The organism is Pseudobacter ginsenosidimutans, from assembly GCF_007970185.1.
GTDB classification, from domain to species: domain Bacteria; phylum Bacteroidota; class Bacteroidia; order Chitinophagales; family Chitinophagaceae; genus Pseudobacter; species Pseudobacter ginsenosidimutans.
This window is the reverse complement of record NZ_CP042431.1, coordinates 7,064,878-7,082,592: the sequence shown is the minus strand read 5'-3', so window position 1 is coordinate 7,082,592 and position 17,715 is coordinate 7,064,878. Positions and strand designations below refer to the sequence as shown.

Genomic DNA, 17,715 nt, shown 5'->3' with positions numbered 1-17,715 from the left:
TGGATTCAGTCCGAAAAGTTACAGAAATTATTTGCTTAAAAACAAGGATATTTGAATACTTCAAATTCACAGATATGTCACAACTGATCACAGGCATTCATCACGTCACAGCTATCGCTGCGGACTCCCAGAAAAATGTGGACTTCTATACAGGTATACTTGGCCTGCGACTGGTAAAGAAAACGATCAATTTCGATGCCCCTGATGTGTATCATTTCTATTATGGCGACGAAGCCGGCAACCCCGGCAGCATCCTCACTTTCTTTCCCTATACTGGATTGGTGAGAGGCCGTCATGGCAAGGGAATGCTCAATACAACCACCTTCTCCCTGCCCGTTTCGTCTATTGGTTACTGGGAAGAGAGGCTGAAGAAATTCAATGTTAGGTACAAGCCTGCCGAGGACCGGTTCAATATGGAGACTGTGATCTATTTTGAAGACAGTGATGGCCTGGGACTTGAGTTAGTGTTCAACGATGCAGATAAGAGGCCAGGTTTCTCATATGGACAGATCCCACCGGAACATGCCATCAAGGGCTTTTACAGTGTGGAGATCTGGGAGGAAGGATATGAGCGGACGGCGGGATTGCTCACTGAGCAAATGGACCATCAGCTGATCGGTGAAAGAGGCAATCGTTTTCGATTCGCCGCCACCAATGCTCCCGGTAATTATGTAGACATACTCTGTACGCCCGACAGCCTGCGGGGTCTTGGCGGCAGTGGTACTGTGCATCATATCGCATTTGCAACGCCCGACAGAGAATCTCAAACAGCTGTTCAGAAAAATTAATGGACCGGTCTCTCAATCCAACGCCGATCCTTGACCGCAATTATTTTACGAGTATCTATTTCCGTGAGCCAGGCGGCGTTCTCTTTGAAGTGGCCACTTCAGGCCCCGGCTTCGATGTGGACGAAGACTTCGCACATCTCGGAGAGTTGCTGAAACTACCACCGCAATATGAGGCACGTCGCAGCAAATTGGAAAATGAATTGCCTCCTGTTTCCCTTCATATCGATCAATACAAATAATTATGCATATAAAACAAGTGGTGGCCGCCGGCAAACCTTTGTCTGAAGCGGATTCCGCCATCATCATGATCCATGGCAGGGGGGCGGATGCAGCCGGTATCCTGTCGATGGCAGAATATCTTCCTGTTAAAGAATTTGCGCAACTGGCGCCGCAGGCTACCAATCATACCTGGTATCCTTATTCGTTCCTTGTTCCAGTGGAGGAGAATGAGCCCTGGCTCAGTTCCGCCATCCAGGTGCTGGATGAAGTGGTGAACGATGTGGTGAGCGCCGGCATTAAAAAAGAGAATCTTTATTTTCTCGGTTTCTCGCAGGGCGCCTGTCTTACCCTGGAGTATACCGCACGCCGCGCCAATCGTTACGGAGGTGTGATCGCTTTTACGGGAGGGCTGATCGGAGCCGATATCGATACAAGCAATTACGGTGGCGATTTCAATCAAACACCCATTTTCATTGGTAGCAGCGATCCCGATCCCCATGTACCTGCCAGCCGGGTGCTTGCTTCCGCAGCCATTCTGCGTTCCATGAATGCTGCCGTAACCGACAAGATCTACAAAGGGATGGGGCATACCATCAGTGAAGATGAAATACAGCAGGTGAAAAAACTGATGTTCGCATAATCGAAGGGAAAATGTAAATTAAGCTTGTACAAAACCGATCCCATGTCTACATTCCTTACCTATTCCAGGTTTTACACGAAAGAAGAGGCCGAAGAATTTGCAGCATTGCTGGACGCGAACAATATTCTTTTTGATGCGGAGCGATTGAGAACCCCGCTTGATAATATTTATCTGGGCGAAGATTCAGAGCCGAAGTACATCGTGAAAGTAATGCAGGAGGATTTTGGAAAAGTGGAATCACTGGTAAAGAAGGAAATGGAGAAACAGGTGGATGAACTTCCGGCGGATTATTATCTTTTTCAATTCTCCAATGAAGAGTTGCTGGAAGTTTTGCAAAAGTCGGAAGACTGGAACCATCTGGACCAGACACTGGCAAAAAGATTACTGCAGCAAAGGAATGTGAGAACGGATGGCCTGGCTGTTCTTGCTGTTTTCAACGAAGAAGAAATCAATGGCAAGGAAAGGATCAGTACAACCACATTGGTAATTACCTATCTGCTGGCGATTATTTTCGCCATCGTTGGCATGCTGATTGGAGCGCTGATGATCACCGCCAAACGTACAATGAAAGATGGCTCCAAAATGCCCTTGTATGATAACTGGACGGTGAACCAGGGATGGATCGTGTTCAATATTGGTTTGGTGAGAACTTTGATCTTTCTATATTTCGCTTTCAGATAAGAAGGGGCTGCAAAATTTCAGGCAGCAGCCACCACTTCAATTTCCAACAGCCATATCTCGTCATAGATCCCGGTAATGATGATGGTCATGGCCGGTTGCGTCTTTTGCAGGATAGCCGGCCTGCCATCACTGCATTTGCCACGATATTTTCGATCTGAGAGATATACATTCACTTTCACGATATTCTCCAGTGTCATACCGGCCTTCTTCAGTTTGTCTTCAATATTTTTCCATGCCAGCGCACATTGCGAGGGAAAATCAGGCGGCACATTCCCTTTCTCGTCCTCCGGCACCTGTCCGCTGACGAATAATAGTTTTCTGGCGTTGCTTACTTCATACGCCTGCGAATAGCCGTAGCCGGTAGGGTCGATGGTTTTGGTTTGCATGATGGAAGAAGTTTTACAGGATAGAAAGGTTGAAACGATAAATGTTACCAGGATAGGTTTTAGCATACAGGAAGGTTTATTGCTTGTGATTGTAATAATAGCGAGATGCTTTGTCCCGGCTGCCACAAAGCGTCATATCGCACCATTTCCTTTTTCCGCCTTTGCTGCTGTCCAGGAACAGCCAGCCACAGGAAGGGCAGCTCCTTACCCTGTTCCATTGGGCAGCGTCCAGCAGGAGGGAAGCTGCAGATTGCAGTGCATGCCATACGGGGATCATTGCAGGGTACTGTTCATCGAAGGAGGCGCTGACGGTTCCTGCAGCATCTTTTTTGTATATGAGGTGACGGTTGCTTGAACGGATATGATCACCGAGCTGGTCAAAAGGGCCAGCCACTTTTTTCTTCTTCGCCACTTCATTCATCACCTCATACATACACTGGCGCACCTGCCGGAAATATTTCAATGCAGATACCTGTTGTTGTGGCTCCAGTCTGCGTGCTGCGATCTCATAAGCCCTGAATGCTTTCGGGCTCAGGAAGTCCATTCTTTTTGTCCATTTGATCAATGCCTCATGATGAGTGATATATTCTTTTCCTGTTTCCGGGAGCCATTCACTTACAGTATTGATGAAATCCAGGCAGAGGATCCCGCCGCAAACAGACATATTGGTTACATCGATGTTTTCCATATGTTACCGGTAAAGTGATATTATGTAGTAAAAATAGTATTTTACCAGTAAAAACTAAAATACCGGTGATAACTCGTCCGTTTATTTTTTGAGCCACTTCCCGTGATAATTGGGTACCTTAGATACAGACCAAATGCATCCGTTATGATACAACGCCTGTTTGCGGAACGTGCTGCGGCCATTGTAGCAGAAGATCCCGGCGCTATCGGCCTGGCGGCTGCCGGTTCCTGGCTGAGCAATGAGCTGGATGAATTTTCTGACCTGGACCTGGTTCTGGTAACCAAACACAAAGTGGGTGGCGATAAACAACGAATGATGGCCTGGGCGCAGAAGTTCGGTGCACTGCTGTCTGCCTTCACCGGTGAGCACGTAGGCGAGCCCCGGCTGCTGATCTGTTTGTATGATGATCCTTTATTACATGTTGATATAAAATTCCTCACACTGGAAGAATTTGCTTTCCGGGTGGAAGATCCCGTGATCTTATCGGATGTATTTGGACAATTGGATCAAAGCCTTCGGGTTACCACTGCCGAATGGCCAGGCCCGGGTTATCAGTGGATCGAAGACAGGTTTTGGGTTTGGATCCATTATGGACTTACCAAACTGGGCCGTGGAGAATACTTCGAAGCCATCGATTTCCTGTCGGCTATCCGCAATATGGTGCTGGGGCCACTGCTCCTCGTCAGCCAGGGACAATTGCCACGTGGTGTGCGCAAACTGGAAAAGCATCTGCCGGGATCCATCCTGCAACAGCTCAAAGGAACGCTGGCAACGCACGACAGGGCGTCGATCCTCAAAGCCATCCATACATGTATTGAAATGTACCGCGATCTCCGGAGCAATCTGTTCGACAGCGATATTCAATTGCAGACCGGAACGGAAAAAAAAGTACTTGAATACTATGATGAAATTGCCGAACTGCCTCAAAAGGTCAATAACTGATTATTCCCTGTAATTTAAGTTGGCAGCTTCTGCAACGATTTTACTTCCCGGGAAGTCAAGCAACTATGCATATGAGAATACTGGCGCTGGTATTGACTTTGCTAACAACCATCCACCTGCAGGCACAGAACTGTACCACCAGGGGGCAACTTCCTTCCACCGCATTTCCTGTCTGCGGCAGCATGGTGTTTAAACAATCAACTGTCCCCATCTGCGAAACCCGCCCGATCCCCGTTCCCAATTGCGAAAATGATGGTCTCGGCTATTCCGATAAAAATCCTTTCTGGTATAAATTCACGTGTTATGTGAGCGGCACGCTGGGATTCGAGATCCGGCCCAATAATGCCAGCGATGATTACGATTGGCAACTGTTCGATATTACCGGCCGTGACCCCGGCGATGTATTCACAGACAAAAGCCTGGTAGTGGCCGGTAACTGGTCAGGCACCAGCGGAAATACCGGTACCCGCAATGGCGGCGCACCTTTCATGGTTTGCGGCTCCCGGGGCAATGATGGAAAACCCACTTTCACTGCCATGCCCAGCCTGGTGGCAGGCAGACAATATCTTTTGATGGTAAGCCATTTTACCGATTCACAAAGTGGCTATGATCTCGAGTTCAAAGATGGTACTGCTGTTATCACAGATCCCAATCCTCCAAAACCTGATAAAGCATGGGCTGGCTGTGGTGGCATCACTGTTACCATCAGGCTCGACAAAAAATTATTGTGCAGCAGCCTTGCCGGCGACGGATCCGATTTCACCATTTCTCCCTTGCCTCCGGGATTACGGATACTCTCTGCCGTTAGCTCACGCTGCAATAACAATTTCGATATGGATACCGTGATGCTCAATATGAGCGGTGCACTGCCTCCCGGTACCTATACCGTGAACGTGAAAACAGGAACTGACAATAATACGCTCCTGGATGAATGTAATAAGGCTGTGCCCGTGGGCGCCAATATCCCATTCAATGTATTGCCCGTTCCTTACACGCCGATGGACAGTATCCGGCCTTCCGCCTGTGCTCCCGGGTTTGTGGAACTGGTATTCCAGAAGCCGATGTGGTGCGGCTCCATTGCTGCCAATGGCAGTGATTTCCGTGTTACAGGCCCTACAGCGGTGAATGTGGTTAAGGCATCCGGCAATTGCGTGAATGGCGTCAGTTCCACCATCAAAGTGGAATTTGCAGGACCCATTCAGACAGGAGGCACCTATACGTTGGAGTTAGTACAGGGCACTGATGGCAACACTCTCGAAGATGAATGCCGGCAGGCCACTCCGGCAGGTTCCCGCGTAGACTTCATCCTCAGGGACACAGTGAATGCAGATTTCAATTACGCCATCCGCTGGGGCTGCAAAGCAGATACGGTGGATTTTTCCTATACATCCAGAAATGATGTGAAAGCATGGCGATGGAATTTCGATGACAGGGATATCAGCGATCAACAAAATCCAAGGTATATTTTCAAGACCTTCGGCCGGAAGAAGATCAATCTAATGGTGTCTAACGGATTCTGCACGGCAGCGAAAGATACCATCATTAACCTGGATAATGAGCTGGACGCCCGCTTCAATATGCCGGACGTGCTTTGTCCGGAAGATGCCGCCGAATTCAAGGATGCCAGTATCGGGAAGATACAGAGCTGGGAATGGGATTTCGATAATGGTTTTCGCAGCAGCTCGCCCAGCCCGCTGCCGCAGCGCTATCCAAAGGTCACCATCGGCAGGTCGAAATTCCATATTGTGCAACTGATAGTGACGAATGATTTAGGCTGCAAAGATACGCTTGCGAAAAAATTACAGGTTGTTTATACCTGTTATATCGCTGTACCCAATGCTTTCACACCGAACAATGATTTCAATAACGATTATCTCTACCCGCTCAATGCCTGGAAGGCCGGCAATCTTGAATTCAGCGTATATAACCGTTACGGCCAGCTGATCTTCCGTACCACGGACTGGACAAAGAAATGGGACGGAACGCTCCGCGGAACACCGCAGCCGTCCGGGGCTTACGTGTGGACGCTGAAATATATCGATAAGGACAGCGGCCAGCAGGTTTTCAAAAAAGGCACCACCGTGCTGATCCGGTAAGCATTTTTTCCGGTTTTCATTTTTCTATTATTTCCAGAATCCCTGTGCATGTATCTTATGTGCGGCAACGCCCTGCTGCTTCAGCAGTTTACGGAGTGAATGCACCATCATGGAATTTCCTGCCAGGTAGAATTGCCTGTCGGGCGCATCAGAGATCAGCGGTGAGCTGGCCGCAAGTGCTTCCGTGCTGCAAACGGTATCGATGCTCAGGCTGGGGAAGGAGGCTTCGAATGCTTCCCGGTGTTGCTCGTGTTGCACGATGATACTCCCGGATATCTTTCCCAGGCCATTGGTGAGTTGCATCAGCGCAAAGAAATGACCGATGGCGCTGGGATCTCCGAAGTAGACCTGTTCTGCTGTATCCAGCGGCGCTTTGCCATAGGAATCGATGCCGAGATAGACCAGCGGATCACCAGACCTCAATGATCTTGCCCACTCGCTGCCCGGGCCTTCATGCGAAGTATCTATGAAGAGCGAGCAGCTTTTGGTGATGGGGTCCCAGACTGCCGGCGTATAATCCCGGTAACGGCCCGCAGCCACCTTGCATTTGATATGTTGGGGTTTGTTCCAGCTTTCCATCTTCGTTTCGGGAAGATGTACTCTCACTTCGTACATGCCTGCATAATGGCGCAGTACGTACAGTACCGTTCCGCGCTTTGCCAGAGCGGATTCCAGCAGTCCGCTGAGTTTGTATTTTATTCCTGTTGCCTGTTCCACTTGTTTATTGTTTATGCAAAGCAACAAACAATGGCGGCCCCGGGGAATAGACGATCATGGGTTTTGATTGGACAATTCGTGGTGCCTTGCACGGAAGTCCAGCGGAGAGCAGCCGGATACTTTTTTGAAGAGCCTGCTGAAATAAGTGGGATCATCGTAACCTGTTCTGTAGGCGATCTCTTTTGCGCTGAGGTCTGTATGTACCAGCAGGCGCTTGGCTTCCAGCAATATTTCCTGCTGGATCCAGTAACTGGCGGTGAAGCCGGTCTGTTGTTTCACAACTTCATTGAGGTAGGAGGTGGAGATGTTCAGCATCAGCGCGTATTGGCCGGCGCTTTTGGCCATGAGGAAATGTTGCTTCACCAGTTTTCTGAATTCCACCAGGATATTGTCTGCCCGGCTCTGTGGTTTACTGTTTCGGCTATACTGCTGCGTTAGTGTTGCAGCCATCAGGCTGGTGAAAGCCTTTACCAGGGCCAGTTGTGCATTCAATTGAACCGGGTGGACCACAGGTTCCCGGCAGGTGGCGAGCAAGAGGTGCATGCACTGGAGGATGGGATCATTTTCACGGAGGCTCACAATCTGACGACAGGCTGGTTCGTATTCGAGAACAGTGCGGGAATGCTGGTCGAGCACGGAAGGATCGGCAGCCAGGAAATAACCGGCACTGTACCTTCCAATATAATGATGGATCTGCCCGGGCCTGATATAACCCGCTACAATGCCTTCCAGGCGGAGGGTTTCAAAGTCGAGTATCACTTCGGTATGCCCCTGGGTCTGCACATAGAACACATAGTGATCATCCCGGTGCGCTTCCAGTGCGGCGGAGGAATCGAACTCGGAGCTCAGGTCGAAATACTCCAGTCGGAAACCGGCAGAATCAGCGAGCTCGGCAGTATGCAGGGGAATATTTTCCTGTTTCTTCTTTCTTCTTCCCATAACATTCATTGACGCGGGTGCAAGTTCTGCAAAATTCAGCAGTCTGTTTGGATTTGCGTTACGAATTGCGGAACAAGGTCTTCGCAAACAGTAATTCCCGCGCCGCTCTTATTTCTTGCCCAGCTTCATGTAGTATTCTTTTTGTTTGGCGGGCAGTTTTTCAATGGCGTAACGCAGGAAAGTGCGGGGGAGGGTAGCGGCGTGTTTGTCGAGAAAAGCGATCAGTCTTTTTGGGTCCTGCTTGCCTGCTTCGCGGATCCAGCCACCGGCGGCCTTTTGGATAAGATCTTCCTTATCGTTCACCATCATCTCCGCGATCCTGAATGTATCGTCTGTTTGTTTTTTCCGGAGAAAGTAAACGCTGGCCACAATGGCTGTTCTTCGTTCCCAGATATTTTTCGAGACGGCGAGTTTATAGAGGACATTTTTCGGTTGATCATCGAGGTAACGACCTACTACATATTGAGCGGCAAGATCTACCAGGTCCCAGTTGTTGATACGGTCGTGGCGCCGGAGATAGAGCTGGTACAGTTCCTTACGTCGCCGTGGGCTGGTCTTGTTGGAGCGGCCCTGTTTGTCCATGATGCTCATGGCGCCGGCCCTGTGCTCATGGATGGGGCTTTCCATGAGGATTTCCAGCTGGTCCGGTGGCATATCGATAAAGGTTTTGGCGAGACTGAACAGGTTGCCCATTTTCACGCCCATGAACTGGTCGCCTTCGCCATATTCTCCTTCGCCGGATTTGAAATAGCGTTGGATCTTACGCAGTTCTTCGTCCGATTGTAGTTTGTTGAGTTCGCTCACGAAAGCTTTTGCGGTGAATTCATTATTGCTGGTGGAGGATTTTTCGGCCGTGGCTTTCGGTTTTGTTTTTTTAGTGAGGCTTTTTGCCGGCGTTTTCTTTGCAACAGTTTTTTTTACAGTTGTTGCCTTTTTCACTTTTACAGTTTTCGCCATGTAGTTGTTTTGGTAACCAAAAGATACGAAAAGCCCCCGGCAAAAGCCAGGGGCTACGATGAAAATGAACATTTACAAATATTACAATACGCTGAGCCCGCCATCTATCACCTGCGTGGTGCCGGTGATGAATTTGCTTTCATCGCTTGCCAGGAAGAGTACCAGTTCTGCAATTTCCTTAGGCTGGGCGTAACGGCCGAGCGGGATTGTTTTTTCGAGGTTCTTTTTGGCTTCCTCTCCATGGCCTGGTGCAAAGCCTTCTTCGAGGGAACGCATCATCCTGTTGTCTACAGGTGAAGGGTGAACGGAGTTCACGCGGATCCGACGGGGAGCGGCTTCCACTGCAATCGCCCTCATGATGCCTACCACAGCGTGTTTGCTGGTGATATACGCGCTTACGTCCGGGCTGCCGTTGATACCGGCCACAGAAGAAGTGTTGATGATGCTGCCACCATCTTTCATACGGGGAAGTACATACTTGATACCCAGCCAGGCGCCTTTCACATTCACGGCTATCACTTTATCAAATACGTCTTCAGGGTAATCGGTAATGGGTTTTACTACGCCTTCAATACCTGCGTTGTTGAAGAATACATCGATCTTTCCGAATTTCTTTTCCGCTTCTGCGGCATATCTTTCCACATCGGCTGATTTGGTCACGTCTGCTGCGGCATAGGCGAGGTTTTTTCCTCCGCCAAGCTCATCGGCTGTTTTTTTCAGTGCGTCCTCACTGATGTCTACGAGAAACACTTTGGCCCCTTCGTTCAAAAATAACTGAGCTGTGATCTTTCCGATGCTGCCGGCTCCGCCGGTAATGACGGCAACCTTGTTTTCCAGTCTTTTCATAGTCCTGAAATTTAGATGTTATCAATACATTTCCTGTCGTTTGTTTCGCTGACCGGCTCCGGAGCTGCGGATAAGGTAGAAAATTGAGAGTAGGTACTGTTAGCTGTTTGTGGAAGGACCACAAAGGTACGAAATTATTTTTGGCCGGCCGCTTCAGATGAAAGAGCTGGCGTAAATAAGCAGGAACACTTAGGATAGATTAATAGGATTTTAACTTAATAAAAAATCTCGCATGCACTAAAGCGTTTATTTACAACGAACAGTGTAAAAACCCCATTGGAAGGGCTTTTTCCCCTGAATTTCATGCTGAATTTTTCCTTAAATTTATTTCTCGTTACTGACAGGTTTTAAAACTGCCTTGTGTAACCGAAGAATTATTGCGGCTGTAAAACCTTATAACTATAACCTTATGCTATCCAAGTTAACAAATGTTGCTATTGTTGATGATCACACCTTATTCCGGAAAACGCTCAACAATTTTTTATCCTCCCAGGAAAACGTTCAGGTAGTAGTACAATCACCAGACATCCCGGATTTATTGGAAAAGCTGAAACAGGAGCATGTTGATATCCTCATCATGGACTTGTTCATGCCAAAACTTTTCGGCAACGATGCCGTGAAGATCATCCAGTCCGAGTATCCCGAGATCAGGATCCTGGTACTGAGTATGTGTACCGATATGGAGCTGCTGAGTGGCCTCCTGGATGCAGGCGTTGCAGGCATCCTCAGTAAAACGGATGAGCCTGAAGAACTGATCCAGGCCATTGTTGCCCTTTCCGAGCAGCGGATCTTCCGCAGCCGGCTGTTCACCGAAGCGATGTACTGGAACAAGCAGAACAATTTCAAAAAGAGCGGGGTCGCGGAAATTCCCTTGAACGATCGTGAGCGGGAAGTGCTGCAACTGCTCTGGGAAGAAAAGAGCAATAAAGAAATTGCAGACCATCTTTTCCTGAGTGTGCGGAGTATCGAAAAGATCCGCCAGGATATGAAGGAGAAACTGGGTGTTCGCAGCACTGTGGGATTGTTGAAATACGCTATTTCGCGTAAGATCATCCGTCTTCATTCACCCGAAGAAGATGCGAATCACCATATGGCTTCCGCCTTTCTGTAGGGATTGTCTTTCATCAGCATAAAGCCTGTAGAGCTTACGCTTTACAGGCTTTTTTTATTTGCACATGAATCGGATCATTGTTTCTCTGCAGGGAAACGGCTGAGGTCGTGGCGGTAGAGAAGGGTTTCCGAAGTAATGGATTTGAATACGCCGGAATCCAGGAGTTTATCACCTGCATCCGCACAGGCTTCAAAGTCTGCCCAGTTATCTGCCCCGATCAGTATATACCAATGGTCCATCCTTCCGCCGTCGATCGTTTTATAGGTGACGAAAAAATTGATCCCTTTTTTATCTTCCACCCTGTTGCGCAGGTTACGGATGCGCCAGGTGGCTGAGTATTCATTCAGCACCTGCAGGGTGATCATCTTCATGTATTTCGACCGCAGGCCGTATTGGCCGGGACGGCTGAGGGATGTTACTGCATTGAGTTTGGCGGCTCCAATGAAATTGGCATAGGGAACGGTGTTCTGCTCATTGTCTGCATGGTCTCCGGCAGGATCCACCGGATTATCGAAATCTCCCCAGGCATGATCGATGGTGGCATCCATGAACTGCCCTGCCCGTGGTCCGGAAACGAAGAACCATCCGTACCAGTTCCAGGTATCACCGGCCTTTGCATGCCAGTCCAGGTGCCGCTTGTATCCTTCTTCGAACTGCTTTTCCAAGCCTGGCTTCGGCTGCCAGGTCACGAACTGTGCAAGGCTCCTGCTTTGGGCATAACCAATCACAGGAAGCATGAAGGCGAGTAAGATCAGGGCTTTCATATTTTTATTTTAAAGGTAAGAAGGGCCGGAGCAGCCCGGAAGGCGTTAGTCCTTTTTACATCTTGCTTAACAATAGAGAGTCTCCTTTTCTATTTTTTCTCTATTTTACAGCCCGATTATAAACCCCATCATTATGCGATCCCTCTCCGTATTGGTCTTATCCGCCCTGGTTGCCTTATCTTCCTGTTCAAAAGAAAAAAGTATCGATACCACCGATGGTACCGGCAATCCCGGTTCCGGCGGCGTCAATGGCAATTGCAACGATATTGTACAGAAGATCAAAAGAATACAGTTCACCGCCGAATCAGATTCTTACGTGGAAGCCACCTGGAATACCGATGGCTCCATCAATTCCATCAAGATCAACGAACCGCTCACTGAATACAGGACCATCAATATGATCTACTCCGGAGGAAAGATCGTTGAAGGCGAACTGCTTTTCAATGAAACAGGAGATGTATATGATACAGTTGTGTTCCGTTACGATGCGGCAGGGCGCGTTGATTCCATGCACCTGAAGAACGACGACGGCTTTGGCATCAGACTCCGGTACAATAACGATAAACTGGTAAAACTGGAACGCTACAATACTCCAACGGAAATTTACTTCTACTGGGACCTGCAAACCGATGCCGGCAACAATATCACAGGAGGTGAAGAATACTGGTACGATGGCAGCGCTTTCAAAAAAGAATCAACCTATACCTATAAAAGGGATGATCGTAAGAACCCTTTCAAAGACCTTGCTCCTTACATGTTCTACCTGGATGATGCCTATGGCATCTTCCGCTACTGGGGCAACAATAACTATACGGACCAGCGCTGGCAGGACCATACAGGTCTTGGTGCAGACATCACATCAGGACTGAAATACACTTACAATACAAACTGTTACCCGGAGAGCAGCCTGATGACTGTTCTCGGTTTCCCAGTATTCACTGATCCTGATTACCTGTACACATATTACTAGACTTCGGTACCTGATCATAAAGAGAAAGGGTGTCCCGGCAAAATGCGGAGACACCCTTTCTCTTTGAGTTTGCAGTCTGTTAATATTTTGCCGGCTCACCGGGTTTTGGAAGCGAGGCCCTGATGAACTTACGTATATCCTCATTCGAAGTTTCCAGGTCTGCCTTGCGGAGGTACATCATATGTCCGCTGCGATAGCCAACAAAGCTGAGCCTGTCTTTCAGTTTACCGCTGGGATCGATATTCCACATGCTGTATTTGGCGTTGAAATAATCACAGGCGCCATCGTAATAACCGCTCTGGATCATCACTTTGAGCCAGGGGTTCTGTGCCATTGCCTGGCGGAGGTTTTCGCCGGTACGGTCCTGCGTTCTGTCCCAGGGATGAACCGGTCCGAACATATTGTATTTGAGATCTGTCTTGTATCTCAGTTCATCTCTCAGGTACATATTGATGGGAGGAGTGAAGGAGTGGAGCCAGCTGGTGAGCTCTGCATTGAAGTCAGGTGATTCATTGCCATCGCTACGGTCTACGCCGAGATAGCGACTGTCCAGCCGGCCTACAGTGTAGCCTTTATCGCGCAGCAGCTCTTTCCAGAACTGGTTCACAGGCAGTACCAGGTTATTGCGGTAGATCACGTTTTCGGAGATGCCGGAATAGCGGGCGATCTTTTTAGCCAGTTCTTTCTTTTTCGCTTCTTCCAAAAATCCACCTTTGGAGAGTGCGGGGAGCAGTTCGTTCACAGTGAATTCTTCCACTTCCGGAAGCATGTCTGTAAGGTCTTTCTGCTGAAGGGATGGTTCCAGTTTTTTATGATACCAGGCGGTGGCGGCGAAGTAGGGCAGCCTGTTGGCGCCGCTGACGGGGCCTGAACGCTCGATATCGAGTTCAGTGGGAGATACCAGGATCACACCATTGAGGTACATCCAGTGTGTATTCTGCAGTTCCAGGGCAAGTCCGGATACCCTTGTAGTTCCATAGCTTTCACCGATCAGGTATTTTGGACTGGCCCAGCGGTTGCTGCGATTTACAAATGTATTGATCCATTCGCCGAGGTACTTGATGTCTGCGCGGGTGCCGAAGAACTTACTGACTGGTGTATTCTTGTCCACTATTCTCGAAAATCCTGTATTCACGGGATCTACGTATACGATATCTGCAACGTCCAGGATGGAGTAGGGGTTCTCCTTGTAGCCATAAGGCTGAACAGGGTATCCTTCATCATCGATATTGAGCAAACGGGGACCAGTATACGCAATATGCATCCATACTGAAGCGGAGCCGGGGCCGCCATTGAATGAGATCACCAGCGGTCTTGCAGTTTTATCCTTTACATCGCTTCGTTCATAATAAGTGTAGAAAACGCCTGCGATCACTTTGCCATCATCGTCCCAAACGGGAATGGTCCCAGCAGTGGTGCGATAGGGGATTCGTGTGCCCTTTACTGTAACAGCGTTTTCCGTAACAACAAATTGATCGGGATTGAGTATGCGCGCAGAGGCGGCTTGTTTTTCCTCTTTCGCTGCTGGTACTTCTTTGGGTATGGGTTTGTTTTGTGCATACCCCTGCGCAATGGCAAAAATGGAAATCAGGAACAGAGCAGATCTTTTCATATGTATTCTCCGTTTGGTTGGTTCTGGAATCCAGCAATCTAATGAATAAAGGTAAAACTCGCAAAGGGGCACCGTTCAGCGGTTCGATTCAGGTATTTACGGTTGCTGAAAGCGATTTGATCATGCCATGCCAGACACTTCGTTTATGGTAAAAGACAACTCTGTAGAAAAAAATATAAACTCAGCGGCTACTGTTCATTTTTCCCGTTTTATGATGAAATTTGTCAGGATAGCCTACTCTCTCCCTCTGCAACTTTTGCAATCCATTCCCTGTAGAACAGTTCCTGATCCATCAATAGCTATGTTTCCTATGTATGCATATTGCTTCGCATTGCGATGCAATGATTGTATTGACTGATACATACTATTAATCATTAAACCTTGTTTTATGAAACATGAACATTCCGTTCAGGTAGCAACCCGTATTGCCCTGATCAGAGTGCAGCGAGACTATGCCGAGATGGTTAAGTCCGATGCATTCTCACTCCGTGAACTCTTCAATCCGGATGATTTCAATTTATCAGATTACTGCCGGCAGTATAACCCTCATCCACAAACGGAGGAGCTGGTGGATGTGGTGAAAGAATTCGGCGAACGATTCAGTATCTGGTTGCCCAATGCCAGGCACTATGTTACAAGCGCCCTCTTCCTTTTTCCCGATGCCGATTTTCAGCGAGCTACTGCCCTGGTGAAGAATCTCGCTACTGATTATTATCTCAACGACACTATGGGGCGCGAGATCTATAAGTATCTCTCTAAAGAACAGCAGCGGGAAGCCCGCGAACTGATTGCCCGGATTACATCGCTGGACGAGGAATTACAAACAATACCGGAAGCGCAGGGTGTTGAGCTGGCCAATGTGGAAATGCTGTCTGAAATAAGGGATATTTCCCCGCTGCCCTGGTTCATGGAATTCCTCAAGCTCTATCTGTATCATATTGAAGTAACACACCGAGATAATTCGGCTGCAGCTCTCGGTTATATGCCAACGGTAGAGGAATATATCAGCATGCGCAAGCATACCAGTGGTATGCCGCATATCATTTCCCTGGCTGAATACAGCGATAATAAATTCCTCAACTGGAACTGGCTGGCGGAAGTGAAGCTGGATGCGCACCTGCGCAGGATCCACAGGGCAGTTGCCTTGTTCGGTTGCCTCACCAATGATCTTTTTTCTTTCGAGAAGGAAGTGATAGATCGCAATGCCGATCCCAACCTGGTAATGGCTGTGGCTATGAACAATCCCGAAATGAGCTTTACGGAGATCATTCATTATGCGGCTTCCATTGTGAAGAATGTATTAACTGACTTCCTTGCACTTACAGACCGTATACACAGCAGGATTCAAAGCCTGCCTGCATCTGAAGAAACAGACACGATTACCACCCATATGGGAACTTTGGAAAAGATTGTGCAGGCCTCCTGGATGTGGCAGGTATATACAAAAAGATACAAGCGGGAACAGTCTATCTGGACTGAAACCCGCTTGCACGAAGTTGGTAAGCCTGTTAGCCTAAGTTGATATTTTCCTGTGGTGGATTGATAGAAAAGATCCTGGCCGCGCCGAGGTACCTGCTCAGGACTTTGGCCAGCGGCAGGCTTTCTATTGGTTTGAGAATATAATCTTCAGCGCCGGCGGCCATGAGCTTGTCGAGCGAATCTGTGAACACATCACCGGTTGTAACCACTACCGGAATGGAACGCAGGTGCTCATTGCCTTTGAGTAAGCGGATAGCAGTTTCGCCGTTCATCAGCGGCATATGATAATCCATGATGATGAGGTCCGGCATGGATTGGGCCTTGTCAAGCAATTCTTTTCCATTTTCAGCAATTTCCACGCGGCAACCCAATGCTTCAAGACTGATGGAGAGCGCCCTTGCATTGAGGGCATCATCTTCAGCTACCAGTACGCGCGCGCCTTTGAAATTGGTCTGGATCATTTCTTCCTCTTCCTTATTATCTACTTCACGCAGTTTACCCAACTGCATCGGAAGTGTTACAGTAAAAATTGTGAAACCGTCTTTGCAATCTGCAATGATCTCACCGCCCAGTGCATTCACTTTATTGCGCGTGATGAAGAGCCCCAGCCCGCTGCTTTCAGGCACCAGTGTGCCATTCAGGCCACGCACAAATGGATCGTACAGCGAACTCATTTTATCGGGGGGGATAGGCTTGCCCTGGTTCTTCACATCGATGGTCCATTTGCCACTGTATTCATCACAATTGACGGTAATGGTGACGGTGCTTTTCCTGTTGCCGAATTTGATGGCGTTGGAGAGCAGGTTATTCACGATATGACTGATCTTATGCGGATCAGAAGAGATCAGCGAAGGAACCTGATCGAAGAGCAGGTTGATGCGGATCTGTTTTTTCTGTCCAAGCACACTGCTAACGCTGATCAGTTTGGTAAAGAATTGTTTTACGTTGAACGTTTCAATGATAATGGGCTCTGGCTTGCCGGCCTCGATCTCTGAAAGTGTAAGTACATTGGAGATCACCTGTTGTGCGTTGAGGCTGGCCATGTTCAGCATCTGTGCATACGCTTCCAGCTCTGCATACTTCGGGTTGTTCATGATCTCCCGGTGCATCCTTTTGGTGAGCAGCCCGATGGCATTGATGGGTGAACGAACTTCATGCGTTACATGCGCCATATAAGTCTTGATATGCCGGTTGGACTTCTGCAGTTTATGGCTCTTGTCTTTACTAACCACATAGGTCCAGGAAGTGAGCAGCACAACAGCCAGTACGCTGTACATTGCCAGGAGGTGGATGACTTTGATATAAGTTGCATCTGCTATCGGGTCCAGGTAAACGAATGGGGGGAAATTCAAATAGCCCCATTGCAGAACCGCCAGTACCAGAACAGCAATGGCGATAGCTCCATAGCGTGATTTTCCATTCGGGAAGATCTGAAAGGCGATGGCGAGCATAAAGAAGACCATGAACTGCAAATTGATATAATGCCCCATCATCAATCCGAAATAACCTACGGCCACACAGGTGGTGAGGTACAACAACCAGGCTGCATGGAGGGGCTTCTGCCATTTTCTATTGAGCCTCCAGGCAACAAAATTCAACGCTGCATAAACAGCGATACCAATGGTGATGCGGAAATCTGGTTTGGGAAGTGCGAAATAGTGGAATACGGGAATGAAAGCGCCGAGTATGACAGTCATCAGTATCCCAAACTGGTTGATCTTTGTATATCTTTCTTTCTGCTGTTCGTCGATAATATGGGAGCCTCCACTGGAGCAGACACGCAGCCACCATCTCCAGCGACCGTCGAAAGCCATTCTTACCTTATGGAAAAAGGAAATGACAGGGTTAATGAGAGATGTAAGCATACCGTTAAGTTAATG

The 17,715-nt window shown here is 48.4% G+C and carries 18 protein-coding genes; 9 read left to right on the top strand and 9 right to left on the bottom strand.

The window, feature by feature from the left end; translation table 11 throughout:
* Positions 1–74 precede the first annotated feature (74 nt).
* The 4 genes from FSB84_RS27595 to FSB84_RS27585 are packed head-to-tail and all read left to right on the top strand — an operon-like array spanning position 75 to position 2,328.
* Positions 75–788, top strand: a complete 714-nt coding sequence (locus FSB84_RS27595; protein WP_225979906.1) for a VOC family protein — start codon at positions 75–77, stop codon at positions 786–788.
* The gene (locus FSB84_RS31310) at positions 788–1,027 is read left to right on the top strand and encodes a VOC family protein (RefSeq protein WP_225979905.1); all 240 of its coding nucleotides are present in this window, start codon (positions 788–790) and stop codon (positions 1,025–1,027) included. Before FSB84_RS27595 ends, FSB84_RS31310 begins: the two co-directional genes overlap by 1 nt.
* Positions 1,028–1,029: 2 nt before the next feature.
* Positions 1,030–1,647 (top strand): alpha/beta hydrolase, encoded by a 618-nt coding sequence (locus tag FSB84_RS27590; RefSeq protein ID WP_130544199.1) that lies wholly within the window; start codon positions 1,030–1,032, stop codon positions 1,645–1,647.
* Positions 1,648–1,689: 42 nt separating this feature from the next.
* Positions 1,690–2,328: a hypothetical protein gene (locus FSB84_RS27585; protein WP_130544198.1), complete on the top strand. Its 639-nt coding sequence runs from the start codon at positions 1,690–1,692 to the stop codon at positions 2,326–2,328.
* 17 nt (positions 2,329–2,345) lie between these two features.
* On the opposite strand, the gene FSB84_RS27580 is transcribed toward FSB84_RS27585, so the two are convergent.
* Both FSB84_RS27580 and FSB84_RS27575 read right to left on the bottom strand, forming a co-directional pair.
* Positions 2,346–2,780 carry a RidA family protein gene (locus tag FSB84_RS27580; RefSeq protein WP_207234348.1) on the bottom strand — a complete coding sequence of 145 codons (435 nt, stop codon included), beginning with the start codon at positions 2,778–2,780 and terminating at the stop codon, positions 2,346–2,348.
* Positions 2,781–2,790: 10 nt separating this feature from the next.
* Positions 2,791–3,402: a CGNR zinc finger domain-containing protein gene (locus tag FSB84_RS27575; RefSeq protein ID WP_130544197.1), complete on the bottom strand. Its 612-nt coding sequence runs from the start codon at positions 3,400–3,402 to the stop codon at positions 2,791–2,793.
* A gap of 144 nt (positions 3,403–3,546) precedes the next feature.
* On the opposite strand from FSB84_RS27575, the gene FSB84_RS27570 reads away from it, so the two are divergent.
* Entirely contained in the window at positions 3,547–4,344 is a 798-nt protein-coding gene (locus FSB84_RS27570; protein ID WP_130544196.1) for a nucleotidyltransferase domain-containing protein, read from the top strand.
* A gap of 71 nt (positions 4,345–4,415) precedes the next feature.
* Positions 4,416–6,440: a T9SS type B sorting domain-containing protein gene (locus FSB84_RS27565; protein ID WP_225979904.1), complete on the top strand. Its 2,025-nt coding sequence runs from the start codon at positions 4,416–4,418 to the stop codon at positions 6,438–6,440.
* Positions 6,441–6,467: 27 nt separating this feature from the next.
* On the opposite strand, the gene FSB84_RS27560 is transcribed toward FSB84_RS27565, so the two are convergent.
* The 4 genes from FSB84_RS27560 to FSB84_RS27545 all read right to left on the bottom strand — a co-directional run bounded on the left by FSB84_RS27560 (position 6,468) and on the right by FSB84_RS27545 (position 9,899).
* On the bottom strand, positions 6,468–7,157 hold the full coding sequence (locus FSB84_RS27560) for an SIP domain-containing protein (protein WP_130544194.1): 690 nt from the start codon (positions 7,155–7,157) through the stop codon (positions 6,468–6,470).
* A 54-nt stretch (positions 7,158–7,211) separates the two neighbouring features.
* On the bottom strand, positions 7,212–8,096 hold the full coding sequence (locus FSB84_RS27555) for a helix-turn-helix domain-containing protein (RefSeq protein WP_158644157.1): 885 nt from the start codon (positions 8,094–8,096) through the stop codon (positions 7,212–7,214).
* A gap of 108 nt (positions 8,097–8,204) precedes the next feature.
* The gene (locus FSB84_RS27550) at positions 8,205–9,053 is read right to left on the bottom strand and encodes a DNA alkylation repair protein (RefSeq protein WP_130544192.1); all 849 of its coding nucleotides are present in this window, start codon (positions 9,051–9,053) and stop codon (positions 8,205–8,207) included.
* An 81-nt stretch (positions 9,054–9,134) separates the two neighbouring features.
* Positions 9,135–9,899 carry an SDR family NAD(P)-dependent oxidoreductase gene (locus FSB84_RS27545; protein ID WP_130544191.1) on the bottom strand — a complete coding sequence of 255 codons (765 nt, stop codon included), beginning with the start codon at positions 9,897–9,899 and terminating at the stop codon, positions 9,135–9,137.
* Positions 9,900–10,308: 409 nt separating this feature from the next.
* Between FSB84_RS27545 and FSB84_RS27540 the strand changes: the two genes are divergently transcribed.
* Positions 10,309–11,010 carry a response regulator transcription factor gene (locus FSB84_RS27540; protein ID WP_130544190.1) on the top strand — a complete coding sequence of 234 codons (702 nt, stop codon included), beginning with the start codon at positions 10,309–10,311 and terminating at the stop codon, positions 11,008–11,010.
* A 74-nt stretch (positions 11,011–11,084) separates the two neighbouring features.
* On the opposite strand, the gene FSB84_RS27535 is transcribed toward FSB84_RS27540, so the two are convergent.
* On the bottom strand, positions 11,085–11,774 hold the full coding sequence (locus FSB84_RS27535) for a hypothetical protein (protein ID WP_130544189.1): 690 nt from the start codon (positions 11,772–11,774) through the stop codon (positions 11,085–11,087).
* A gap of 133 nt (positions 11,775–11,907) precedes the next feature.
* Here FSB84_RS27535 and FSB84_RS27530 point away from each other — a divergent pair, with 133 nt between their 5' ends.
* Positions 11,908–12,744: a hypothetical protein gene (locus FSB84_RS27530; protein ID WP_130544188.1), complete on the top strand. Its 837-nt coding sequence runs from the start codon at positions 11,908–11,910 to the stop codon at positions 12,742–12,744.
* A 79-nt stretch (positions 12,745–12,823) separates the two neighbouring features.
* Here the strand turns inward: FSB84_RS27530 and FSB84_RS27525 are convergent, their stop codons facing one another.
* Complete coding sequence (locus tag FSB84_RS27525; RefSeq protein ID WP_130544187.1) at positions 12,824–14,356, bottom strand: S10 family peptidase; 1,533 nt, start codon at positions 14,354–14,356, stop codon at positions 12,824–12,826.
* A gap of 388 nt (positions 14,357–14,744) precedes the next feature.
* Between FSB84_RS27525 and FSB84_RS27520 the strand changes: the two genes are divergently transcribed.
* Complete coding sequence (locus FSB84_RS27520) at positions 14,745–15,878, top strand: terpene synthase family protein (protein ID WP_130544186.1); 1,134 nt, start codon at positions 14,745–14,747, stop codon at positions 15,876–15,878.
* On the opposite strand, the gene FSB84_RS27515 is transcribed toward FSB84_RS27520, so the two are convergent.
* Complete coding sequence (locus FSB84_RS27515; RefSeq protein ID WP_130544185.1) at positions 15,865–17,700, bottom strand: ATP-binding response regulator; 1,836 nt, start codon at positions 17,698–17,700, stop codon at positions 15,865–15,867. The genes FSB84_RS27520 and FSB84_RS27515 overlap by 14 nt on opposite strands.
* Between the last annotated feature and the right edge of the window lie 15 nt (positions 17,701–17,715).